Origin of the sequence: Bradyrhizobium tunisiense (assembly GCF_042263385.1) — a bacterium.
In the GTDB taxonomy this organism is placed as follows: domain Bacteria; phylum Pseudomonadota; class Alphaproteobacteria; order Rhizobiales; family Xanthobacteraceae; genus Bradyrhizobium; species Bradyrhizobium tunisiense.
The window spans coordinates 118,396-141,787 of record NZ_JBHLEV010000003.1 but is presented as its reverse complement, the minus strand read 5'-3'; the positions used below and the strand labels follow the sequence as shown (position 1 = coordinate 141,787).

The 23,392-nt window shown below is 64.8% G+C and carries 20 protein-coding genes; 10 read left to right on the top strand and 10 right to left on the bottom strand.

What is annotated here, in order from left to right; all coding sequences use genetic code 11:
* Positions 1-13: 13 nt before the first annotated feature.
* From ACFDR6_RS13895 to ACFDR6_RS13880, 4 genes are all read right to left on the bottom strand, one after another.
* Positions 14-1,231, bottom strand: a complete 1,218-nt coding sequence (locus ACFDR6_RS13895; protein WP_375858626.1) for a substrate-binding protein — start codon at positions 1,229-1,231, stop codon at positions 14-16.
* 4 nt (positions 1,232-1,235) lie between these two features.
* Positions 1,236-2,093 (bottom strand): branched-chain amino acid ABC transporter permease, encoded by an 858-nt coding sequence (locus ACFDR6_RS13890; RefSeq protein ID WP_212079532.1) that lies wholly within the window; start codon positions 2,091-2,093, stop codon positions 1,236-1,238.
* Between the two features lie 36 nt (positions 2,094-2,129).
* Positions 2,130-3,644, bottom strand: a complete 1,515-nt coding sequence (locus tag ACFDR6_RS13885; protein WP_375858625.1) for an amidase — start codon at positions 3,642-3,644, stop codon at positions 2,130-2,132.
* A gap of 177 nt (positions 3,645-3,821) precedes the next feature.
* Complete coding sequence (locus ACFDR6_RS13880) at positions 3,822-5,006, bottom strand: substrate-binding domain-containing protein (protein ID WP_375858624.1); 1,185 nt, start codon at positions 5,004-5,006, stop codon at positions 3,822-3,824.
* A gap of 179 nt (positions 5,007-5,185) precedes the next feature.
* Between ACFDR6_RS13880 and ACFDR6_RS13875 the strand changes: the two genes are divergently transcribed.
* Entirely contained in the window at positions 5,186-5,629 is a 444-nt protein-coding gene (locus ACFDR6_RS13875; protein WP_212079529.1) for a MarR family winged helix-turn-helix transcriptional regulator, read from the top strand.
* 440 nt (positions 5,630-6,069) lie between these two features.
* Here ACFDR6_RS13875 and secA read toward each other — a convergent pair whose 3' ends face one another.
* Positions 6,070-8,910, bottom strand: a complete 2,841-nt coding sequence (gene secA, locus ACFDR6_RS13870; protein WP_317242026.1) for a preprotein translocase subunit SecA — start codon at positions 8,908-8,910, stop codon at positions 6,070-6,072.
* Between the two features lie 352 nt (positions 8,911-9,262).
* On the opposite strand from secA, the gene ACFDR6_RS13865 reads away from it, so the two are divergent.
* Together ACFDR6_RS13865 and argJ are read left to right on the top strand one after the other, a co-directional pair.
* A complete protein-coding gene (locus ACFDR6_RS13865) occupies positions 9,263-10,177 on the top strand; it encodes a peptidylprolyl isomerase (RefSeq protein ID WP_212079527.1) in 915 nt (304 codons plus the stop codon).
* A gap of 117 nt (positions 10,178-10,294) precedes the next feature.
* Positions 10,295-11,536 (top strand): bifunctional glutamate N-acetyltransferase/amino-acid acetyltransferase ArgJ, encoded by a 1,242-nt coding sequence (gene argJ / locus ACFDR6_RS13860; protein WP_375858623.1) that lies wholly within the window; start codon positions 10,295-10,297, stop codon positions 11,534-11,536.
* Between the two features lie 113 nt (positions 11,537-11,649).
* Here argJ and ACFDR6_RS13855 read toward each other — a convergent pair whose 3' ends face one another.
* Entirely contained in the window at positions 11,650-12,990 is a 1,341-nt protein-coding gene (locus tag ACFDR6_RS13855) for a TadE/TadG family type IV pilus assembly protein (RefSeq protein WP_375858622.1), read from the bottom strand.
* 142 nt (positions 12,991-13,132) lie between these two features.
* Between ACFDR6_RS13855 and ACFDR6_RS13850 the strand changes: the two genes are divergently transcribed.
* The gene (locus ACFDR6_RS13850; RefSeq protein WP_212079524.1) at positions 13,133-13,543 is read left to right on the top strand and encodes a (deoxy)nucleoside triphosphate pyrophosphohydrolase; all 411 of its coding nucleotides are present in this window, start codon (positions 13,133-13,135) and stop codon (positions 13,541-13,543) included.
* Positions 13,544-13,606: 63 nt separating this feature from the next.
* Here ACFDR6_RS13850 and ACFDR6_RS13845 read toward each other — a convergent pair whose 3' ends face one another.
* On the bottom strand, positions 13,607-14,455 hold the full coding sequence (locus tag ACFDR6_RS13845) for a methyltransferase domain-containing protein (RefSeq protein ID WP_375858621.1): 849 nt from the start codon (positions 14,453-14,455) through the stop codon (positions 13,607-13,609).
* Between the two features lie 90 nt (positions 14,456-14,545).
* Between ACFDR6_RS13845 and ACFDR6_RS13840 the strand changes: the two genes are divergently transcribed.
* From ACFDR6_RS13840 to ACFDR6_RS13825, 4 genes are read left to right on the top strand one after another with little or no spacing between them, the layout of a single operon-like run.
* A complete protein-coding gene (locus tag ACFDR6_RS13840) occupies positions 14,546-15,343 on the top strand; it encodes a ComF family protein (RefSeq protein WP_212079523.1) in 798 nt (265 codons plus the stop codon).
* Positions 15,344-15,390: 47 nt separating this feature from the next.
* A complete protein-coding gene (gene grxC / locus ACFDR6_RS13835) occupies positions 15,391-15,666 on the top strand; it encodes a glutaredoxin 3 (RefSeq protein ID WP_375858620.1) in 276 nt (91 codons plus the stop codon).
* On the top strand, positions 15,663-16,541 hold the full coding sequence (locus ACFDR6_RS13830; protein ID WP_212079521.1) for a carbon-nitrogen hydrolase family protein: 879 nt from the start codon (positions 15,663-15,665) through the stop codon (positions 16,539-16,541). Before grxC ends, ACFDR6_RS13830 begins: the two co-directional genes overlap by 4 nt.
* Entirely contained in the window at positions 16,538-17,020 is a 483-nt protein-coding gene (locus tag ACFDR6_RS13825; RefSeq protein ID WP_317242020.1) for a DUF1178 family protein, read from the top strand. Before ACFDR6_RS13830 ends, ACFDR6_RS13825 begins: the two co-directional genes overlap by 4 nt.
* Here ACFDR6_RS13825 and ACFDR6_RS13820 read toward each other — a convergent pair.
* The 3 genes from ACFDR6_RS13820 to ACFDR6_RS13810 form a co-directional block, all read right to left on the bottom strand.
* The gene (locus ACFDR6_RS13820; RefSeq protein WP_375858619.1) at positions 17,017-17,916 is read right to left on the bottom strand and encodes an EamA family transporter; all 900 of its coding nucleotides are present in this window, start codon (positions 17,914-17,916) and stop codon (positions 17,017-17,019) included. The genes ACFDR6_RS13825 and ACFDR6_RS13820 overlap by 4 nt on opposite strands.
* A gap of 147 nt (positions 17,917-18,063) precedes the next feature.
* A complete protein-coding gene (ubiG, locus tag ACFDR6_RS13815) occupies positions 18,064-18,831 on the bottom strand; it encodes a bifunctional 2-polyprenyl-6-hydroxyphenol methylase/3-demethylubiquinol 3-O-methyltransferase UbiG (protein WP_212079517.1) in 768 nt (255 codons plus the stop codon).
* A 12-nt stretch (positions 18,832-18,843) separates the two neighbouring features.
* Positions 18,844-19,311, bottom strand: coding sequence for a PH domain-containing protein (locus ACFDR6_RS13810; RefSeq protein WP_212079516.1), 468 nt, complete (start codon positions 19,309-19,311; stop codon positions 18,844-18,846).
* A 150-nt stretch (positions 19,312-19,461) separates the two neighbouring features.
* Between ACFDR6_RS13810 and ACFDR6_RS13805 the strand changes: the two genes are divergently transcribed.
* Both ACFDR6_RS13805 and ptsP read left to right on the top strand, forming a co-directional pair.
* Positions 19,462-20,718: an aspartate kinase gene (locus ACFDR6_RS13805; protein WP_317242018.1), complete on the top strand. Its 1,257-nt coding sequence runs from the start codon at positions 19,462-19,464 to the stop codon at positions 20,716-20,718.
* Positions 20,719-21,093: 375 nt separating this feature from the next.
* Positions 21,094-23,361, top strand: coding sequence for a phosphoenolpyruvate--protein phosphotransferase (gene ptsP / locus ACFDR6_RS13800; RefSeq protein WP_212079514.1), 2,268 nt, complete (start codon positions 21,094-21,096; stop codon positions 23,359-23,361).
* Positions 23,362-23,392 lie beyond the last annotated feature (31 nt).

Sequence of the window (23,392 nt, the reverse complement as noted above, 5' to 3'; positions counted from 1 at the left end):
TCAGCATTCCTTCTCAGCATTCCTTGGGATCGACAAGCCCGTTGCTGCGCCCGACGATCTCGTAGTTTCCGCCCTTGGCAACCGCAGTGTACATCTTCATCTTGCAGTGCCGCTTGCCCGGCACCATCTCGGCCGGTCCGCCCGGACCTTCGGCGATTTTGGCGTGATCGAGCGCGGCGGCAACCGAATCGCGATCGACCTTGCCCGCTTTCTTCACCGCGGCTTCCCACAGCTTCAGGCCGCGATAGGTGCCGGTGGCGGCGCTGCCGGCGGCGAACAGGAAATTGCCCGGAAAATCCTTCTCGTAGGCGGCCTGGATCTTGGCGTCGAACGGGTTCTCCTTGGTCAGCACCTTGAAATAATCGAGGCAGCTCGCAAGGCCCTCGATTTCCGCGGCCTGATTGATGTTGAGCGTGTTCTCGTCATAGTAGACGCAGGCGAGCCGCCCGCCGTTCTTGAGGAAGCCGGCTTCATAGAGCTGCTTGAAGAACGGTCCGACGCCAGGCGGAATGACGGTGTTGAAGACGACGTCGACCTTGTTGGAGATGATGCGGTTGACGGTCGCGGAGAAGTCGACCTGGTCGAGCGGGTAGTATTCCTCGAACACGACCTCGCCGCCGTTCGCCTCGATCACCTTGCGGGCGTAGACGTTGAGCGTGTGCGGCCAGACGTAATTGGCGCTCGGCAGCGCGAACTTCTTGCCGCCATTCTTGATCAGCCAGGGAATGAACTCGTCGCATTGCTGCGCCGGCGTCGGCCCGGTGCAGAACAGATAGGGCGTGCACTCCTTGCCTTCGTAGAGCTGCGGATAGATGTAGAGCGTCTTGCCGCGCGATACGATCGGGTCCTTGATCGCGTTGCGCATCGAGGAGGTGATGCCGCCGAGCACCATGTCGACCTTGTCGCGCTGGATCAGTTTTCGCACGTTGCCCACCGCAACCGATTCGTTCGACGCGGTGTCCTCGATATAGAGCTCGAGCGGACGGCCGAGCAGACCACCGGCGGCGTTGATCTCCTTGATCACCATCTTGGCGACGTTGGCGTCGGCGTTGCCGGCATAGGCGATCGGGCCGGTGAGGTCGGTCGCGATGCCGACCTTGATCGGGGCCTCGGCCGCATTGGCCCAGGGCGCCGGGATCACCCAGCTTCCGACACCGGTTGCGACCGCACCGGAAGCAAAGGCGAAATTGGAGAGGAAGCGACGGCGAGAGAGCTGCGTGCGATCGATCATGTGACTAAACCCCTTTTCCAGCGATGAGGCCCTGCGGGCGGAATTTGATGAAGACAATGGCAAGGACGAAGACGAGCACGTCGGCGACGACGGGCGCCATGATCCATGGCAGCGCGGCGCTGAGCGTGCCGATGACGCCGGCGCCTGCGACCGGCCCGATGAAGGAGCCGACGCCACCGACCATGACGGCGACAAAGCCCTGGATCAGGAAGCGCAGGCCGAGATCGGCGTAGAGGCTGAACACCGGCACGATCAGCGCGCCGGCAAGACCGGCGAGCGCGGAGCCGAAGGCGAAGGTGGCGCCGTACATCAGCGGCGTTGAGATGCCCGAGGCTCGCGCCAGCGATGGATTCTCCAGCGTGGCGCGCATGCGCAGGCCGAAGCTGGTGCGCGACAGCAGCAAATAGCAGCCTGCCATCACCAGCAGCGTGATCACGATGATGGTGAAGCGCCAGGCCGAGATGTGCATGGCGCCGATGTCGATGGAGCCGCCGATCGGCTCGGGGACGGTGAGATAGAAGCCGCCGATCAGGCCGCGCACGGATTCGCGGATGATGAGGCCAAGCGCGTAAGTGCCCAGCATGGCGACGATCGGCGCGGCGTAGAATCTGCGGATGATCAGCGCCTCCAGCACGAAGCCGAGCGCGCCGACCACGAAGGGCGCCGCGACCATGCCGGCCCAGATCGGCATGCCCTTGGCGTAGGCGAGATAGGTGATGTAGGCCCCGAGCAGGACGAACTCGCCCTGCGCGAAGTTGAAGATGCCCATCATGCTCGCGATGATCCCGAGCCCCAGCACGATCAGGACGATGATCGCGCCGAAGCTCAGGATCTCGAACGCCGCGACGAACGCGTTAGCCATGCTTTTGGGTTCCGCTCGCCTGCATCGGTGCTCCGCTCACATCTTCTTCCAGTCGCCGATCTGCTCGAAGGCATGCGCGGCGCGGTAGATGGTGGATTCCTCGAACATGCGGCCGACCAGCATCAGACCGACCGGCAGGCCGTCGACCATGCCGCAGGGCAGCGACATCGCGGGATGATGAGTGATGTCGAACGGCGCGGTGTTGGAGATCATCTCCAGCGCGCAGGCGACGTAATCCTCGCGGCTGGCATTGGGCTCAGGCAGCTTCGTCGCCTTCATCGGCGTGGTCGGCAGCAGCAGCAGGTCGTAGTCTTTGAAGGCCTTGTCGTAGGCCGCGGTCAGGCGTCGCGAGATATTGAGCGCCTTGCCGTAATAGCGCGGACCGAAATTGTTGTTGATGTAGGTGCCGAGCAGCAGGAACAACTTTGTGGTCTCGGACAGCGAGTCCGCCTGACGGCGCCAGCCGCGATGGAAATCCATCAGCGTGGTGGAGTAGAGATCGGCGCGGGAAAGGCCATAACCGTCGCCATACATCATGGTCTGAGTCATGCCCTCGGTGCCGATCGGCGTCCAGATCGCCGGGCCCGCGAGATGCATCGGGATCGAGACCGTCTCGACGGTGGCGCCGAGATCCTTGAAGCGTTTTGCCGCCTCGCGCACGCTTTCGTTCACGGCGGCCTCCGCGTTCGCCTGCTCGAAGCCTTCCTTGAGAATGCCGATCTTCATGCCCTTGACGCCCTGGCCGAGCGCCTTGGTGTACTCCTCGACCTTCGGGGCCTTGATGCGCGGATCGTAGCCGTCGTCGCCGGCGAGCACTTCGAGCAGCAGCGCGTTGTCGGCAACGGTGGCCGTCATCGGGCCGGTGTGATCAACGAAGATCTCGATCGGCATGATCCCGGTATAGGGCACGAGGCCCCAGGTCGGCTTCATGCCGTAGGTGCCGCAGAACGAGGACGGCATGCGGATCGAGCCGCCCTGGTCGCCGCCGATCGCCATGTCGACCTCGCCGAGCGCGACGACGACGCCGCTCCCCGAGGACGAGCCGCCGGCCGAATAGCCCATCTTGTGCGGATTGTGCACCGCGCCGACCGCGCCGGTGTGGCTGCCGCCGGACATGCAGAAGGATTCGCAATGCACCTTGCCGGCGATCTCGGCGCCGGCATCGAGCATGCGCGTGACGATGGTGGCGTCGAAATCGGGGACGTAGCCTTCCAGCGTCGCCGAACCGTTCATCATGGGAACGCCGGCGAGCATGATGTTGTCCTTCAGCGCGACGGTCTTGCCCTTGAGCTTGCCGCTGGCGGCGCCCTTCACGGTCGACTTGCGATACCAGGCGTTGCGCGGGTTCTCCTCCGGCGAGGGCCGATAGCCGGGCGTGCGCGGATATTTCACCTCCGGCACTTCGTCCGGCATCGCGCCGACGAGATTGTAGGCTTCGATCGAGCCCTGCATCAGGCCGCGGAACGAGGCGACGTCATCGTCGGTCAGCGAAAGGCCGCACTGCTCGGCGACGGCGAGAAGTTGGGCTGGCGTGGGAAGGACAACAGTCACGGCGCTCTCCTGAAGTTTCTTGAAACGATCCCTTGAACGATCCCTTGGAACGGTCCTTGGACGCGGCCGCCCCGGTGCGATGCACGCACCCCGGCCTCGCCGAACATTCAAAACGGAAATATTTTCCTTTTCAAGTATTATTTTGCGATGAAGTGCGGGCGAATGGCCGCGCCGCGCTCAGAGCGGCTTGATCAGCTTGAAGTCGAGACCATCGGCCGCAGCGAGATGCATCGGCATCCGCGCGTGCCCGTTGCGGACGGTGACCACGCCGCGGGGGCCGCTGTAGACAATGTTGCAGCCGGCGGCGAGCATAGGCCCCAGCGCCAACGAACCGGCCTTGTTCGCGACGGCCTCGAGGAAGCGCAGGCCTTCGTAGCTGGATTGTCCAACCGAACCGATCGGGGGCGCGTTCGGCCCGAACATCGCGCGATAGCGGCTCTGGAAATCGTCATTGGCGTGCGCGCCGGTGCCGGTGAAATAGCCCGAGGCGCAATACATGTTCTCGCTGTTGTCGGCGCCGATGCCGAGCAGCACGGTATCATCCATGGCGCCGGCAAGCCGCAGCGTGGTGGCGCCCAGACCACACTCGCCGAAGGCGCGATTGAAGGAGCTGCTGTCGGTTCCGATCAGCGAGATCAGCACGACGTCAGGCTTGGCCGCGCGGATGCGCGCCAGATGCGGCTCGTGATCGTCCTCGCCGAGGGGAACGAATTCCTCGCCGACGACGTGGCCGCCGGTCTCCTTGATGTAGTTCTTCACCGCACGGTGCGATTGCCAGGGCCAGACGTAGTCGCTCCCGATGAGGTACCAGCGCCTGGCCTTCTTGACGTCGGCGAGCCAGTGGATCGCCGGCCGGCTCTGCCAGCGCGGCGTCTCGCCGATCGCCATCACGCCGGGGGTACGCTCGCCTCCTTCATAGACCGGCGTATAGATATAGGGGATACGATGACGCGTGGTGACGTCGCGCAAGCCGACGCGGACCGCACTGGTGTGCAGCCCGACGATCAGATCGACCTCGTCGAACGCAATCGCTTGCTCGGCGCGATTCAGGACGTCATCGAGAGGCCCGCCGGCATCGTAGATCGAAAGCTCGATCTCGCGGCCGAGGATGCCACCTCGCTTGTTGATCTCGGCGACGGCGAGCTTCGCGCTGTTGGTCGCGCAGGGTCCCCACACTCCGGGCGAGCCGGTGCAGCAGATGAAGCCGCCGACACGCAGCTTGTTGGTGCCCCGCTGCCTAAAGGAGGCGTGATCGCGCGGCGACAACGCACCGTCCGCCGTTGCGGAGGACAAATTCCTGAACAGCAAAGACGGCGGAAACGCCGGACCGCCGTGAGCCGGGAAGTTCACCGTCGCGCGCACGCCAACTCCTGTCTGACCCCAGACCTGAAAGCACATTCTTCGGGCGGCCGCGGCTTCCGCCCCTTTGTTGGGCAATGATCCTATTTTGAAAATATTGAATATTCAACAATTGAAGTGCATATAGATGCAGCATCGATTGCAAGACATTCACTCATTTGGGTCAAGACGAAGTCTTAGCCGTGGCAAAACCTTCGAAAGAAAACACCCCAATCACCGAACACCTCGCCTACCTGCTCGCGCAAGCCAACCGGGAAATCAACCGGCAGCTCGAACTGCGGTTGAGCAAGGAAGGCGTGCCGGTCGAGCAATGGCGCATCCTGAAGGTGCTGTCGGATGGCAACGGCCATTCGATGGGCGAGCTTGCGGACGCCGTGCTGCTCAACCATCCGACCCTGACCAAGATGATCGACCGCATGGTCTCGGACACGCTGGTCTACCGCGTGCAGGATCCGGGCGACCGCCGCAAGGTCCTGATGTTCATCTCCGACCGCGGCAAGGTGCTGAGCAGGAAGCTCAACTCGCTCGCGGTGGACCAGGAGGAGCACATCCTGGAGAGCTACGGCGATAAGTCGACCAGCGAATTGAAGCGGCTGCTGGAGAGCTTGATCGACAGCTCGAATTGAGTGGGCACGTCGCGAAAGTAGCCGCGTCCCCAACCCAGCAAACCGCGTCGTCCCGGCGAAAGCCGGGACCCATAACCACAGGGCGCAGTTGTTTCAAAGATTGTTGGTTGCCCTGCTTCGCACGGTATGACGACCGCGGGCCTTCGATAGATCCCGCGGTATGAGTCCCTGCGTTCGCAGGGACGACGATGTGGAGAATCCTGCGCGCCCCACACTCAGCTGTCATCGCCCGATTTAATCGGGCGATCCAGTATTCCAGAGACTGATGTGATTGAACCGAGAGGCCGCGGCGTGCTGGGTCGCCCGGTCCCGGCTTCGCCAAGGCTACGCCGAGGCCCAGAGGGGTGCCCGGCGCGCCGAAGCTTCAGCGAAGGCGGCAAGCCGGGCGACGACAGTGGAGAATGAAGCGTCAGTGTCGCGCCTCACGCCTGCGTGGCTAACTAGGCATACCGCCCGTGGCAGTGCTTGTACTTCTTGCCCGAGCCGCAGGGGCAGTCCTCGTTGCGGCCGATCTTGCCCCAACTGGCAGGGTTCTTCGGATCACGTAGCGAGGCATCCGTGGCTTGCGCGCCCAGCGTGACGCTGGCGAGCGCCATCTCGTCCTCGCCGGTGTTCGGGTCGAACTTGTGCGCCTCCATCGGCGGCAGGACGGGAGCTTCCTGCTCCGGCGGGACGATCTCGACGCGCATCAGCTGCGCTGTGACGGCCTCGCGCAGATGCGCGCTCATCTCCTGGAAGAGATTGAAGGCTTCGGTCTTGTATTCCTGGAGCGGATCGCGCTGGCCGTAACCGCGCAGGCCGATGACCTGGCGCAGATGGTCGAGCATGATCAGATGCTCGCGCCAGAGGTGGTCGAGCGTCTGGAGCAAAATGGTCTTCTCGACGTAACGCATCACGTCGGGACCCCATTGCGCGACCTTGGCCGCCATGTGCTCGTCGGCCCTGGTCTCGATGCGATTCAGCAGCTCCTCGTCGGCGATGCCTTCTTCCTTGGCCCATTCGTCGACCGGCAGGTCGAGATCGAGCACGCGCTTCAGTTCATCCTTCAAGCCCGCAACGTCCCACTGCTCGGCATAGGCATGCTCGGGCACGTGCTTGGCGACGAGGTCGTCGATGAAGGCGTGACGCATGTCGGTGACGGTCTCGGCGACGCTCTCGTCCTTCATCAGCTCGACGCGCTGGTCGAAGATCACCTTGCGCTGGTCGTTCTGGACGTTGTCGAACTTGAGCAGGTTCTTGCGGATGTCGAAGTTGCGCGCCTCGACCTTCTGCTGCGCCTTCTCCAGGGCCTTGTTGATCCAGGGATGGATGATGGCCTCGCCCTCTTGCAGGCCGAGACGCTGCAGCATGCTGTCGAGGCGATCCGAGCCGAAGATGCGCATCAGATCGTCTTCCAGCGACAGGAAGAACTTGGAGCGGCCGGGGTCGCCCTGACGGCCGGAACGGCCGCGCAGCTGGTTGTCGATACGGCGGGATTCATGGCGCTCGGAGCCCATGATGTAGAGGCCGCCGGGCTTCGTCACGGTCTTGGCGGGCTTGCTGCCCTTCGCCGGCTCGATCTCGACGGTCTCTTCGGCCTTCAGCACGATCTCGCGGAAGCGTTCCACGTCGGCCTTGATCTGCTCGATCTTCCTGGCCTTCTCGGCCTCGTCCTCGATGCCCGCGGTCTCCTTCGGGATGCGCATCTCGAGCGAGCCGCCGAGCTTGATGTCGGTACCGCGGCCGGCCATGTTGGTCGCGATCGTGATCGCGCCGGGCACGCCGGCTTCCGCGACGATATAGGCTTCCTGCTCGTGGAAGCGCGCATTCAGCACCGCGAACAGCTTTGCCGGTTTGCCGGCGCGGGCGGCAGCGTAAAGCTTGTCGAGCGCGTTGTCCTTGCCGAAATCGATCTGCTTGTAGCCGTTCTTCTTGAGGAATTCGGCGAGCACTTCCGACTTTTCGATCGAAGCGGTGCCGACCAGCACCGGCTGCAGCCGCGAATTGGCACGCTCGATTTCGGCGAGAATCGCGCGGTACTTTTCCTGCTGGGTGCGATAAACCTCGTCGTCCTCGTCGAGGCGGCCGATCGGCACGTTGGTCGGGATTTCCACGACTTCGAGCTTGTAGATGTCGAAGAGCTCGTCGGCTTCGGTCAGCGCCGTGCCGGTCATGCCGGCCAGCTTTTCATACATCCGGAAATAGTTCTGGAAGGTGATCGAGGCCAGAGTCTGGTTCTCCGGCTGGACCTGCACGTGCTCCTTGGCTTCCAGCGCCTGGTGCAGACCTTCGGAATAGCGGCGCCCCTGCATCATGCGCCCGGTGAACTCGTCGATGATGATGACCTCGTCATCGCGGACGATGTAGTCCTTGTCGCGCGTGAACAGCGTGTGGGCGCGCAGCGCCTGGTTGATGTGGTGCACGACGGAGACGTTCTCGACGTCGTAGAGCGACTCGCCCTTGAGCTGGCCGGCGTCGCGCAGCAGGGTCTCGATCTTCTCCATGCCGGCTTCGGTCAGCGTCACCGTGCGCTGCTTCTCGTCGACGTCGTAGTCGGTCTTGTCGAGCTTGGGCAGGAAGCCGTCGATGGTGTTGTAGAAGTCGGAGCGGTCGTCGAGCGGACCGGAGATGATCAGCGGCGTGCGTGCCTCGTCGATCAGGATGGAGTCGACCTCGTCGACGATGGCGAAGAAGTGCGGCCGCTGGACCATGTCCTCGAGCCGGTACTTCATGTTGTCGCGCAGATAGTCGAAGCCGTATTCGTTGTTGGTGCCGTAGGTGATGTCGCAGGCATAGGCGGCCTTGCGCTCGGCGTCGTCGAGACCGTGCACGATCACGCCGGTGGTCATGCCGAGGAAGCTATAGATCTGGCCCATCCAGCCGGAGTCGCGACGGGCGAGGTAGTCGTTGACGGTGACGACGTGGACGCCCTTGCCGGCGAGCGCGTTGAGATAGACCGCCAGGGTTGCGACCAGCGTCTTGCCTTCGCCGGTCTTCATCTCGGCGATGTCGCCCTCATGCAGCACCATGCCGCCGATCAGCTGGACGTCGAAATGGCGCTGGCCGAGCGTGCGCTTGGCGGCCTCGCGCACGGTTGCGAAGGCGGGGACGAGCAGGTCGTCCAGCGTCTTGCCCTCGGCGAGCTGCTTCTTGAACTCGGCGGTGCGGGCCTTGAGCGCCTCGTCGGAGAGCTTGGAGACCTCGGCCTCCAGCGCGTTGATCGCGTTGACGCGGGACTGATATCCCTTCACCCGCCGGTCGTTGGCGGAGCCGAAAAACTTGCGGGCGAGCGCGCCGATCATGCCTGGTTCCTGTGTTCGCGATTCAACCGCGTGGGCCTAAGAAGTTGTCACCCGCCTGCCCATCAACTCACCGTGACGCCTGACGGCGCCGCTGGCCCGGACTGCGGGGGCGTCCGCCATATGGGTGGGAATTGGGCAAGCCTGGGTTCAACGGCCAAAAACGCAGCAAAATAAACGCCATCGCCATGGTCGCGACCGGGCAGAGATATGGCCCGGTCAGGGCCTTGTCAACGGCGGGCGCATTGCGGCTAATTCATCATTTTGACAGACTTTTCGCGTTGCCAAGGCCCCCTGAATTGGGCGAGTGTCCGCCCCGCTCGAGCAGCCCCCTGCTTCAACATAAGGATTTTCCATGACCACCTCGTTCCCGGCAACCACCGGCCAGCGTTTCCGCCGCGCGTCCGCCCTGGCTGGCAGCCTCGCCCTGGCGCTGTCCCTGGCGTTCGCGGGCCCGCTCCGGGCCGCCGACGATCCGGTGCTGGCGAAGGTCAATGGCGCGGAAATCAAGAAGAGCGACGTCGCCATGGCCGAGGAGGAGCTCGGGGCGAGCCTCGCCCAGATGGACCCGGCGACCAAGGACGAGAACGTCCTGTCGTTCCTGATCGACATGAAAATCGTCAGCAAGGCTGCCGAAGACAAGAAGGTCGCCGACAGCGAGGAGTTCAAGAAGCGCCTGGCATTCGCCCGCAACCGGCTTCTGATGGACAGCCTGCTCGCGGGCGAGGGCAAGGCCGCCACCACCCCAGACGCCATGAAGAAGGTCTATGAGGAGGCCTCCAAGCAGATCACCGGGGAGCAGGAGGTGCGGGCGCGCCACATCCTGGTCGAGACCGAGGACGAGGCCAAGGCCGTGAAGGCCGAGCTCGACAAGGGTGCCGATTTCGCCGAGCTGGCCAAGAAGAAGTCCAAGGATCCGGGCTCGGCCGACGGCGGCGACCTCGGCTTCTTCACCAAGGAACAGATGGTGCCGGAATTCTCGACGGTCGCCTTCGCCATGGAGCCCGGCAAGATCTCCGACCCCGTGAAGTCGCAGTTCGGCTGGCACATCATCAAGGTCGAGGAAAAGCGCAACCGCAAGGCGCCGGACTTCGAGCAGGTCAAGACCCAGATCGAGAGCTACGTTACCCGCAAGGCCCAGGCCGAGTACGTGGCCAAGCTGCGCGCGGAGGCCAAGGTCGAGCGTCTGGATCAGCCGGCGGCCGACGCCAAGCCGGCGGACGCAGCCAAGCCGTCCGACAGCAAGATGGCTCCGCCTGCCAAGAAGTAAGACCGCGAAGAAGCAAGAATTCTCTGTCACTTCACGGACGCCAATAGTATCTAACGTCGCAATGGCCGGGGATTCCCCGGCCATCTGCATGTCCAGACCCACCAAGGCGCCCCCGCGATGTCCTCAACCGTCTCCCCGCTCGCTCCGAAAACCGTTCCCGACATGCCCGTGATTGCGGGTATCCGCCTTGCGACGGCCGAAGCCGGCATCCGCTACAAGAACCGCACCGACGTGCTGCTGGCGGTGATGGACAAGGGAACCGCGGTGGCCGGCGTCTTCACCAAATCGAAGTGCCCCTCCGCCCCCGTGGAATGGTGCCGCGCCAAGCTGAAGGGCGGCAAGGCACGCGCCCTCGTCGTCAATTCCGGCAACGCCAATGCCTTTACCGGCAAGACCGGCCGCGCCTCGACTGCGCTGACCGCCAAGATCGCAGCCAAGGCGGTCGGATGCAGCGAGAGCGAGATCTTCCTGGCCTCGACCGGTGTGATCGGCGAGCCGCTGGACGCGACCAAGTTCGACGGCGTGCTGGGCCGCCTCGCCGAGGCCGCCGAGCCCGGCGACTACCTCACTGCCGCCAAGGCGATCATGACCACCGACACCTTCCCGAAGGTCGCGACCGCGACCGTCAAGCTCGGCAAGGCCAAGGTCACCATCAACGGCATGGCCAAGGGCGCCGGCATGATCGCCCCCGACATGGCGACGATGCTGTCCTTCATCTTCACCGACGCGCCGATCGCGCCCGCCGCGCTGCAGGCGTTGCTCAAGGCCGGCGTCGAGGACACCTTCAACGCCGTGACGATCGATGGCGATACCTCGACCTCGGACACGCTGCTGGCCTTCGCCACCGGAACTGCCGCCGAGCAGGGCGCACCGAAGATCAGCCGCGCCAGCGATCCGCGCCTGAAGGCTTTCGTCAAGGCGTTCAACCAGGTGCTCGCCAACCTCGCCGAGCAGGTGGCGCGCGACGGCGAGGGCGCGCGCAAGCTGGTCGAGATCACGGTCGAGGGCGCCAAGACCAAGGCCTCCGCACGCAAGATCGCGATGTCGATCGCGAACTCGCCGCTGGTGAAGACCGCGATCGCCGGCGAGGACGCCAATTGGGGCCGCGTGGTGATGGCGGTCGGCAAGGCCGGCGAGCCGGCCGATCGCGACAAGCTCTCGATCTCCTTCAACGGCATCCGCGTCGCCAAGAGCGGCGCACGCGATCCGTCCTATGACGAAGCCCAGGTGTCGGAAGCGATGAAGGCGCCGGAGATCGCAATTCTGGTCTCGCTCGGCCTCGGCAAGGGCCGCGACCGTGTCATGACCTGCGACCTCACCAAGGAATATGTCGCGATCAACGGCGATTACAGGTCTTAGGCCCCACGTTATCATTCCGGGCTCGCGACGCGAGAACCGGAATCCGGATGTTCATGCGGCGCGAGATTCCGGGTTCGATGCTGGCGCATCGCCCCGGAACGACGTCCCTGGCCTCACCCCGAAATCCGCGCGTCCGCGACCGCCTTCCGGAATAATGCGTTCATCGCATCCGAGATGCCCTGCGTCGGGCTCACCTCGAAATACAGCCCCGGCGAGGCGCAGCTCTGCATCTTCTGGGCGATCTCGCTGTTGGGCGACGGGCCGAACGGCGGCTTGTTGAACGGGTCGATCCAGCTCATGTACCAGGAGTTGGTCGGCAGTTGCAGGTAGGTGGTGTAGAGCACCGCGACCTTGATCTTGCGGTTCTTCAGCGTGTCACAGAGCGCGCTGTTGATCGGCGACTGGCAGCGCGACATGCCGCTCACGTTCTTGATCGGCTTCAGGCATCCCGAATTGTTCTCGTCCGCCACCCCGTCGGAGACGAAGAACACGTACTTCATCGGCGCGGACGACGTCCCCGCCCCGGGCGCGCTGATCAGATTGTTGAGCGCCGGAAAGACCGAGCTGAAGGGCGTATCCATGTCCTTGGTGTAGGCGTCATTGTTGCCGTAGACGCCCATCAGGTCGATGTTTGCCGCGGCCGACTTGGCGCTCGACAGGCTGGACGACAGCGCGAACAGCACGCGCAGGCCGATGCTCGAGGACGCCGCGCCGAAATCGTAGATCGCCATGCGGAACTGGTTCGAATAGGTCTGGCTCGCGGCGGCCGTGTCCATCAGGGACTGGGTGGCACTGCGCAGCACGTCGATCCGCGTGGTCACACCGATGGACTTGGCGAGATTGTAGTAATTGTTGGGGTCGTTGTAGTCGTGGCAGGCGAAAGCGCATTTGTCGGACGTGTTGCTGACCATCTTGCTGACGTCAGCGGGCGTCGCCGCCACGCCCATCGACGGTGAATTGTCCAGCAGCAGGTAGAAGTCGACATAGAGCGGCATGCTCGCCGTTGCCGTCGACGTGCCGCTGGCCGCCAGCGCGGTCTTGCCGATCACGCCGAGGAACATGGACTTGATGCTGCCGGTGAACGCGACGGTCGAGGTGACCGTCGAGCCGTTCTTGACCACGGTCGGCGTGACGCTGTCGAGCGTATAGCCGGTCAGGTTGGCGACGTTGGCATTGAAGATGTTCCTTGCGTCGGCGACACCGGCCGGGATCGCACCGTCCGAGGTCATCGTGCCCGCAGCCGCAAAGGCCGGTGAAGCCTTGGTGATCGCACCGACACTGGCCGCGTCGGCCGCGGCCTGCAGCTTCGACCGCATCTGCGTCGCGCGGGAGTAATCGACCGCGCAACCGATCACCGTGATCACGGGGACGCAGGCGAGTGCGAAAATCACCGCGATATTGCCGCGCCGGTCGGTTGCGAACCGGCGGATAATGGAGCAAAGCACGGCGCGCATGGATGAAGCCCGGAATGGATTAAATATGTTCCCACTCTAGGAACCCTTGATTAAATATGACTTATGGGGCCCCTGGAATCGCAGCCCCTTCAGCACGATTAACGAATCCTTGCGAACGACCCCAGCGAGCGACATTCCGAACATGGCCGACCTCAAACTGACACTGGTGGTGGCCTGCGCGCTGGTCGACGCCGACAAGCGCGTCCTGATCGCGCAGCGCCCCGAGGGCAAGGCGCTGGCCGGCCTCTGGGAATTTCCCGGCGGCAAATGTGAACCCGGCGAGCGGCCGGAGCAGAGCCTGATCCGTGAGCTGCACGAGGAGCTCGGCATCACCGTCGCCGAGCCGTGCCTCGCGCCGCTGACCTTCGCGAGCTATGGCTATGATAGCTTCCACCTGCTCATGCCGCTCTATATCTGCCGGCGCTGGGAAGGGATTGTGACGGCGCGCGAGGGCCAGAACCTCGCCTGGGTTCGCGCCAACAAGCTGCGTGACTACCCGATGCCGCCCGCGGACATTCCGCTGATCCCGCATTTGATCGATTTGCTAATGTGACGATGCTCGTGCATCGTCATTCCGGGGCGCCCAAAGGGCGAACCCGGAATGATAGTGTGGGGACTACTCCTTCCCCGCCTTCTTCACCGCCTCCGCCAGGCTCGCCTTGGCAGATCCCGGCTTCAGCGGCTGCTGCTGGCTGGCATGCGGCGCCCAGCCGGAGAGCCAGATGATGTCGAACGTCGCGCGGATGCGGCCATCGGCATCGGCAAAGCGCTCGGTGTAGATCTCGGCCATCCGCAGCAGCGTCGCGCGCCGCGACGGCGCGCGACGCCGCTCGATCAGCACATTGCCGGCGCCCATGCGGCGGAGATCCTGCATCAAGGCGAACGCGTTGGCGTAACGCACCACGACGCGATCGACGTCGGTGACGGGCAGCGCAAAGCCGGCCCGCTGCAACAACGCGCCGATGTCGCGCAAATCCGCAAACGGAGCCACGCGTGGCGACACGCCGCCCTCGCATTCGGCCTCCGCCGCGGCAAAGGCCTGGCGCAGCTCGGTCAGGCTGTCGCCGCCGATCATCGCGGCCAGCAGCAGCCCATCCGGCTTCAGCGCGCGGCGCAGCTGCGCCAGCACGCCCGGCAGGTCGTTGACGAATTGCAGCGCCAATGCCGAGACGACCAGGTCGAGGCTTTCGGGTGCAAAGGGCAATTTCTCCGCACCCGTCGCATCGAGCGCGATGTGCTCAATGGCAGGAAGCCGCGTGCGCAGCACCGCGAGCCCTTCGCCGGGCGTCCAAAGATCGGTCGCCGCATGAAACTCCCGCATCACTGCAGCCAGCCTGTCGGACATGTCCTCGGCGACGCGATCGAGCAGAAAGGTGACCTCGCCCTGCGCCCGCGCGCGCCGCTGCCGTGCGTTCAGCAAGGCGCGATCAAACAGGGCGGGAGGATTTTGGGGGGTCTGAGCCATGCCGCTGGTTACGCCGATCCAAGTCGTTCTGGCAATCTCCCCTGGTGTCCGTAGCTTGAGCCCGGAAGCCCGGACCGCTAGCCTCCCCTCATGGAAGCCGACGCCGCCCCCACCCGTTCCATTGCCTCACCGCTGCGTGCCGCGTGGACGGCCGGCCGCCATGTGCTGACGCGCGCGGCACGGCTCGCGCTCGACATCGCGCTGCCGACGCAGTGCGTGTCCTGCCGCGAGCCGGTCGATGGCGAGGGTGTTTGCGCTTCGTGCTGGGCGCGGCTGTCGTTCATCGAACGGCCCTATTGCCCGCGGCTCGGCATTCCCTTCGTCTATGATCCCGGCCCCGACATGCTGTCGATGGAGGCGATCGCGAACCCGCCCGCCTACCAGCGGGCCCGCGCGGCAGTACGCTATGACGACGTCGCGCGCACGCTGGTGCATGCGCTGAAATACCAAGATCGCACCGATCTGGCGCCGGCCATGGGGCGCTGGATGGCGCGGGCGGGCGGCGAGCTGCTGGCCGGGGCCGACATGCTGGTGCCGGTCCCCCTGCACTGGCGGCGGGCCTGGCGGCGCCGCTACAACCAATCCGGGGCGCTGGCGCAGATCATCGGTCGACAGAGCGGGGTCCAGACGAAGGCTGAGGTGCTGCGCCGGGTGCGCGCCACCGAGCAGCAGATCGGCCTGTCGCGGTCCCAGCGCGCGACCAATGTGCAGGGCGCGTTTCAGGTATCCCCGGACCGCCAGGCTGAAGTCCAGGGCCGCCGCATTGTCCTGATCGACGACGTCCTGACCTCGGGCGCGACCCTGGACGCCTGCGCGCGGGCCCTGCTGCGTGCCAAGGCCGCCCAGGTCGACGTGCTGGTGTTCGCCCGGGTTGTGGAGGTCAAGTAAAGTCCCATATAATTCAATGAATTCATGACAAGAGAGCGCCAGACGAGATGACTGCTGCTGTCGAGATCTACACCAGGCCGGGCTGCGGCTATTGTTCCGCCGCGAGGTCACTGCTGACCCGCAAGAAGGCGGCTTTCACGGAATTCGACGTCGCCAAGAACCCGTCCTGGCGGGCCGAGATGTACGACCGCGCCGGCGAGGGCGCGACCTTTCCGCAGATCTGGATCGGCGGAACCCATGTCGGCGGTTGCGACGACCTCTACGCACTGGACCGCGAAGGCAAGCTCGACGGCATGCTCGAGAGCGTGAAGGCGGTGTCATGAGCGAGAATCGGACGTTTACCGCCGCGATGGTGCAGATGCGGACCGGGTTGATGCCGGGGCCGAGCCTCGAACAGGCCACCAAGCTGATCCGGCAGGCTGCGGCCAATGGCGCCGACTATGTGCAGACCCCCGAAGTCAGCAACATGATGCAGCTGAACCGCAAGGCGCTGTTCGAGCATCTGCAGAGCGAGGAGGACGACACCTCGCTGAAGGCCTACCGCGCGCTCGCGGCAGAGCTGAAGATTCACCTCCATGTCGGTTCGCTGGCGCTACGCTATTCGCCGGAGAAGGCCGTCAACCGCTCGTTCCTGATCGGGCCCGAGGGCAATGTGCTCGCGAGCTACGACAAGATCCACATGTTCGACATCGAGCTGCCGGACGGCGAGAGCTACCGCGAATCCGCCAATTACCAGCCGGGCGAGACTGCCGTGATCTCCGACCTGCCCTGGGGCCGCGTGGGCTTGACGATCTGCTACGATGTGCGCTTCCCCGCGCTCTACCGTGCCCTCGCCGAGAGCGGCGCGTATTTCATCACCGTGCCCTCGGCCTTCACCCGCAAGACCGGCGAAGCGCATTGGCACGTGCTGCTGCGTGCGCGCGCGATCGAGACCGGCTGCTACATCTTCGCCGCAGCCCAGGCAGGCTTGCACGAGAACAAGCGCGAGACCTACGGCCATTCGCTGATCATCGACCCCTGGGGCGAGATCCTCGCCGAGGGCGACGTCGAGCCCGGCATCATCATGGCCAAGATCGATCCGGCCAGGGTCGACACCGCGCGCCGCGCGATCCCCTCGCTCCAGCACGGCCGCCGCTTTGGCGTATCCGACCCCAAGGCGGGGCCGGATCATCTGCACCTTGTGCGAGGATCGGCATGATCCGCTACGCGCTTCGCTGTGACGGTGACCACGATTTCGAAAGCTGGTTCCAGAGCTCGTCGGCCTATGATCAGCAGGTCAAGCGCAAGCTCGTGACCTGCCCGATCTGCGGCTCGGCCAAGGTCGACAAGGCGATCATGGCGCCGCGCATCGTCGGCAAGAAGGGCCGCGGCCGCGCGACGCCGCCGCCGGAGCCTGCGGCTGCGACCACGCCCGAAGCCGCACCGTCAGGCCCGACGTCGCTACTGATGGCGCAGGAGAAAGAGCTGCGCATGAAGTTGAAAGAACTGCGCGATCACATCGTGAAGAACGCCGACAATGTCGGCGAGCGTTTTGCGAACGAAGCCCGCGCGATGCATTACGGCGACAAGGAGCATCGTCCGATCTACGGCGAGGCCTCGCCGGAAGAAGCGAAGTCGCTGATCGACGAGGGCATCGAAGTTTCGCCGCTGCCGACGCTGCCGGAAGACCGGAATTAGACTCCCACCAGTAGCGCCACGCCGGCCACGATCAGCAAGATGCCGAAAATCTCCCGCGGCGCGATCGGCTGCTTGAACGAATAATACGCCACGCCTTGCGCGAACAGCACCTCGATCAATGCGAGCGTGCGGACATTCGCCGCTGCGGTCAGCGCGAAGGCCAGGAACCAGAATTGCGAGGCGAAGGCGCCCGTAAAGCCCGCCAACATCGACGGCCTCCACAGGCCGAGGATTCCCCGCAACACGTCCGGCGCGCGCCAGAGCAGATAGATCGTCAGCACCAGCGTCTGCACAAACAGGCCGAGCACCAGCGTGAACGAGGCTGAGGTTACGAACGATACGCCGGGAACGTTGATGATGGCACCGCGGAAACCGACCGCGGAGAGCGCGAAGGCCGCAGCAGCAACGAGGCCGGTGATGGTCGGCCTCAATTCCGCGAAACTCTTCTCGCCGCCGGGCCGCAGCGCGGTGATGACGACACCGACAGTCGCGATCAGGATCGCCAGCACCTTCAGCCAGGTCAGGTGATCGCCGAGAAAGACGAAGCCGAAGATCGCGGTCTGGATCGCCTCGGTCTTCAGATACGCCGTCGTCACCACGAAGGAGCGGTCGTTCATCGCCAGCAGCATCAGGCCCGTCGCGACGATCTGACTGAGCGCACCGAGCAGCAGCCACGGCCAGAACACGGTCGGCGGCATGCCGAGATGATCGCCGGTAGCGATCAGCACCACACCTAAGAACAGCACCGAGAACGGGAAGCCGAACAGGAAGCGGATATTGGTCGCGCCCCAGGTCCCCAGCGGCTTCGTCAGCGACCGCTGCATCGCATTGCGCGCGACCTGCCCGAGCGCGGCAATGACGGTGAAGGGAATCCAGAGGCTGGCGATGGTGAGCATCGGGGGGCGCTTTAGCAGGAAAAGATGCGACCAACCTGCAAGCTGAGACCTGCGCGGTCAACCACGCGGGCGTCATGGGAGCGATGCCCGCGCCACAATCTCCGCCGTCGTCCCAGAGGCACGAATCCGCGCCTCGCTCACAGCGCCTCACACCATCGCTTCGGCCACCACCATGTAGTTCACGTCCATGTCCGACGAGAGCGTCCATTTGTCGGCGAAGGGGCTGTAGACCACGCCGGTTTGCTCGGTGATGACGAGGCGGTTGTCGAGCAGATATTTCGTCAGCTCGTCGGGGGTGACGAACTTGTTCCACTCATGGGTGCCGCGCGGCAGCCAGCGCAGGACGTATTCGGCGCCGACGATGGCGAGCGCGAAACTCTTCCAGTTGCGGTTCAACGTCGAGACCACCATGAGACCGTTCGGCTTCAGCATCGCCGCGCAGCGCTTCAGGAAGATTCCGACGTCGACGACGTGCTCGACCACTTCCATCGCCAGCACGATGTCGAAGCGCTCGCGCGGGTCGATCTCCTCCACCGTGGTGCAGCGGTAATCGATCGCAAGATGGCCCTTGTCGGCATGCAGCTTCGCCGCGGCGATGTTGCTCGCCGACGGATCGACGCCGATGACCTGCGCCCCGAGGCGCGACAGCGGCTCACACAACAGGCCGGCGCCGCAGCCGATGTCGAGGACGCGCAGGCCGCCGAGGCAGTTGAGGCTGCGCAAATTGCGCTCGAACTTGCGGCAGGCGGCGTCGCGGATATAACCCAGCCGCAGCGGATTGATCCGGTGTAGCGGCGCCATCTTGCCGTTGGGATCCCACCACTCCGCCGAGAGTTTTGAGAATTTCGCGATCTCGGCGGCGTCGACGGTCGAGCCCGGCTGGGCAGTGGCGGAAGTATTTTGCTGCATGCTCATGGTGACGCGGTCCTACCGCGTGGTGATCGAACTACGGAAGGCGAGCGGCGAGGCGATCGTCCGGATGGTCTCGCGGCCTTCGCCGACCCCGTTGATGGTCACGTCGCCGTAGTTGAGAATACGTCCAAGAATCGTCTGGTTGACGTCGACACTCTCGACCTTGTCCAGCGCCATCTCGAAGGTGCGGCGCTTGATGAAGCCGGTCTTGTGCACAATCCTGAGATTGGTGACGTCGGTCTCGGTGGTGAAGCGGTGGAACCAGCCCTTCACGGTCCAATAGAGGGCGGCGAGAGCCACCAGCGCGGCGGCGACGAGACACAGCAGCACGAGCCCTTCGACCGTGGTCTGCCGCGACAGCACGAACAGGCCCAAGGCCACGATCCAGGCCAGGATCGCCGGAAAATAGAAGATCCAATGCGCATTGGTCGAATACAGCACCCGCTCGCCGGGCTGCAGAATCTCGTCGATGTAACGCGCCATGACCTCGGTTAACCCATTGCCCGCACCCGGCCCCGCAGGAACCCGCTTGCCCCCGGCCCCGCCGCTATGTATACGCGCGGTCGGTGTCCGCAGGCACCTGTCCGGTGCGGGTCACCATACTGATCCCTTTGAAGGAATGCACGCGTCGTCATGAGCCGCCTCGTGATGAAATTCGGCGGCACATCCGTCGCCAACATCGAACGTATCCGCAACGTCGCACGCCATGTGAAGCGTGAGGTCGATGCCGGCCACGAAGTGGCCGTGGTCGTCTCGGCGATGTCCGGCAAGACCAACGAGCTGGTGGCCTGGTGCACCGAGGCCTCGCCGATGCATGACGCGCGCGAATACGACGCCGTCGTGGCCTCCGGCGAGCAGGTCACCTCCGGCCTGCTTGCCATCGCGCTCCAGGGCATGGGCATCCAGGCCCGCTCCTGGCAGGGTTGGCAGATCCCGATCAAGACCAGCGACGCCCATGCCTCGGCCCGGATCGAGGACATCGACGGCAGCGAGATCATCAAGCGCTTTCGGGAGCGCAAGGAGGTCGCGGTCATCGCCGGCTTCCAGGGCATTGAGCCCAAGACCAACCGCATCACCACGCTGGGCCGCGGCGGCTCCGACACTTCGGCTGTGGCCGTTGCCGCAGCCGTCAAGGCCGACCGCTGCGATATCTATACCGACGTGGACGGCGTCTACACCACCGACCCGCGAATCGTGCCGAAGGCCAAGAGGCTCGACAAGATCGCGTTCGAAGACATGCTGGAACTGGCCTCGCAGGGCGCAAAGGTGCTCCAGGTCCGCTCGGTGGAACTCGGCATGGTCCACAACATGCCGATCTTCGTCCGCTCGAGCTTCGACAAGCCCGAGGATATCGACCCGCATGCCAACCAGCCGCCCGGCACGCTGATCTGCAGCGAGGAGGAGATCATGGAAAGCCACGTCGTCACCGGTATCGCCTTCTCCAAGGACGAGGCCCAGATCTCGGTGCGCCAGATCGAGGACAAGCCGGGTGTTGCGGCCTCGATCTTCGGCCCGCTGGCGGATGCCAACATCAACGTCGACATGATCGTGCAGAACGTGTCCGAGGACGGCAAGACCACCGATCTCACCTTCACGGTGCCGGCGGCCGACTATACCCGCGCCAGGGACACGATTACCGCCGCCAAGGGCCAGATCGGTTATGCGCGGCTCGATACCGCCACCGACGTCGCCAAGATCTCGGTGATCGGCAGCGGCATGCGCAGCCATGCCGGCGTCGCGGCCCAGGCGTTCTCGGCCCTTGCGGGGCGGAATATCAACATCCGGGCCATTACAACCTCCGAGATCAAATTCTCGGTGTTGATCGACACCGCCTATACCGAGCTCGCGGTGCGTACGCTGCACACGCTCTACGGCCTCGATCAGGCCTGAAGCGCGCCTCTCGCCGCGCTTCAGATTGTTGTTTGAGCGTGGTCTTACCGGGAAACCGCTTTGCACTTCTCCGGGCCACGCTTAGGCTAATTTTCTCTTAGCGGTCGCAGCAAACGCCGAGGTGTCCACACATTCGCGTTTGGCAGGCGTTTTGCTTGGCAAAACAAGCCTCAATTCGCTATACGGCGAACAGGGTGGGCTGCCGCAGACTGTGTCCCAGTTCGGGCGGCGCTGATTCGGTGCAGGCGCCAAAATCTCGCGTGGATTTTGGGTTTGCGCCTGCGCCGGACAAACAAATTGGTTGTTTTTCTGGAATTTTAGGCCAGCCGCCGGCCGATACCGCCGGGCCCGGCAGACGGAGGAGATTGACGGTTCATGCGGAGCGCGTCGGGAGGTCCCCGCGTCTTGTTGAGACGGCTCCGCGAAACCATGGCGGAGCAGGTCTCGGCCCAGGAGCGGCTGGACAAGATCGTGGTGCTGATCGCCGCCAACATGGTGGCCGAGGTGTGCTCGGTCTACGTGCTGCGCATCGACAACACGCTGGAGCTCTACGCCACCGAAGGTCTCAACCGCGAGGCGGTGCACCACACCGTGCTGAGTGCCCATGAAGGCCTGGTCGGCCTCGTCGCCAGTGAGGCGACGCCGCTCAATTTGAGCGATGCGCAGAGCCACCCGGCCTTCTCGTTCCGCCCCGAGACCGGCGAGGAAATCTACCACTCCTTCCTCGGCGTGCCGATCCTGCGCGCCGGCAACACGCTCGGCGTGCTGGTGGTGCAGAACCGCGCCAAGCGCAACTATGTCGAGGAAGAACTCGAGGCGCTGCAGACCACCGCGATGGTGCTGGCGGAGCTGATCGCCTCGGGCGAACTGTCCGCGCTGGCCCAGCCGGGCCAGGAGCCGGCCGCGCGCCATTCGGCGCAGAAGGTCGGCGCCATCCTGTCGGAGGGCATCGCGCTCGGCCATGTCGTGCTGCACGAGCCGCGCGTCGTCATCAAGGACTACATCGCCGAGGACCTGCCGAAGGAGATCAAGCGGCTCGACACCGCGCTCGCCAAGCTGCGGGCCGATCTCGACCGCATGCTGGAGCGCGGCGACGTCGCCGAGGGCGGCGAGCATCGCGAGGTGCTGGAAGCCTATCGCATGTTCGCCAACGACCAGGGCTGGTCGCACAAGCTGCACGAGGCGGTCGCCACCGGACTCACCGCCGAAGCCGCCGTCGAGCGCGTGCAGTCCGACACCCGTGCACGCATGCTGCGCTCGACCGACCCCTATTTGCGCGACCGCCTGCACGATCTGGAGGATCTCGGCTATCGCCTGATGCGGCAGCTGGTCGGCCAAGACCACGCGCCCTCGCGCGAGCAACTGCCCGACAACGCCATCGTCATCGCGCGCGCGATGGGCCCGGCGGCGCTGCTCGACTACGACCGCAAGCGCCTGCGCGGCATCGTGCTGGAGGAAGGCACCGCCAACTCGCACGTCTCGATCGTGGCCCGCGCGCTCGGCATTCCCGCAGTGGGCGAGGTACCGAACGCGCCCGGCATTGCCGATCCCGGCGACGCCATCATCGTCGACGGCACCTCCGGCTCGATCTATGTGCGCCCCTCCCAGGAAGTCGAGGCGGCGTTCGCAGAGCGCGTGCGCTTCCGCGCCCGCCGTCAGGCGCAATACCTGGCGCTGCGCGACCGGCCCTGCGTCACCAGGGACGGGCAGAAGGTCGAGTTGATGATCAACGCAGGGCTCGCCATCGACCTGCCGCATATCGAGGACACCGGCAGCGCCGGCATCGGCCTGTTTCGCACCGAGCTGCAATTCATGGTGGGCCAGAGCCTGCCGCGCACCAGCGACCAGCTTGCGCTCTATCGCACCGTGCTGGATGCCGCCGGTCCCAAGCCCGTCACCTTCCGCACCCTCGACATCGGCGGCGACAAGGCGCTGCCCTATATGGAAGCGGTGATCGAGGAAAATCCCGCGCTGGGCTGGCGCGCGATCCGGCTCGGGCTGGATCGCCCCGGCCTGTTGCGCGGCCAGATCCGCGCGCTGCTGCGCGCCGGCGGCGGCCGCGCGCTGCGCATCATGTTCCCGATGATTTCGGAGGTCGCCGAATTCGATTCGGCCAAGGCGCTGGTCGAGCGCGAGCTCACATACTTGCGCCAGCACGGCCACACGCTGCCGGAACGCATCGACATCGGCACCATGGTCGAGGTCCCCGCGCTGCTCTATCAGCTCGACGAGCTGCTGCGGAAGGTCGACTTCATCTCGGTCGGCTCCAACGACCTGTTCCAGTTCCTGTTCGCGGTCGATCGCGGCAATGCGAAAGTCTCCGAACGGTTCGACACCATGTCGGCGCCGATCCTGCGCGCGCTGCGCGACATCGCACGCAAGTCCCATGCGGCGAAGAAGTCGCTCTCGCTCTGCGGCGAGATGGCGTCCAAGCCGCTCGGCGCGCTCGCTTTGATCGCGCTGGGCTATCGCTCGCTGTCGTTGTCGGCAACCGCACTCGGCCCGGTCAAGGCGATGGTGATCGATCTCGATGCCAAGAAGGCCGAGGCCATGCTCGGCCCGCTCCTGGACGCGCCGGCGGGCAGCGTCTCGATCCGGCAGAAACTGACGGAATTTGCCGAGGCCGAAGGCCTGGCGTTGTAGCGGGCCTGTCCCGCTCCCTGCCGCCTCGCCT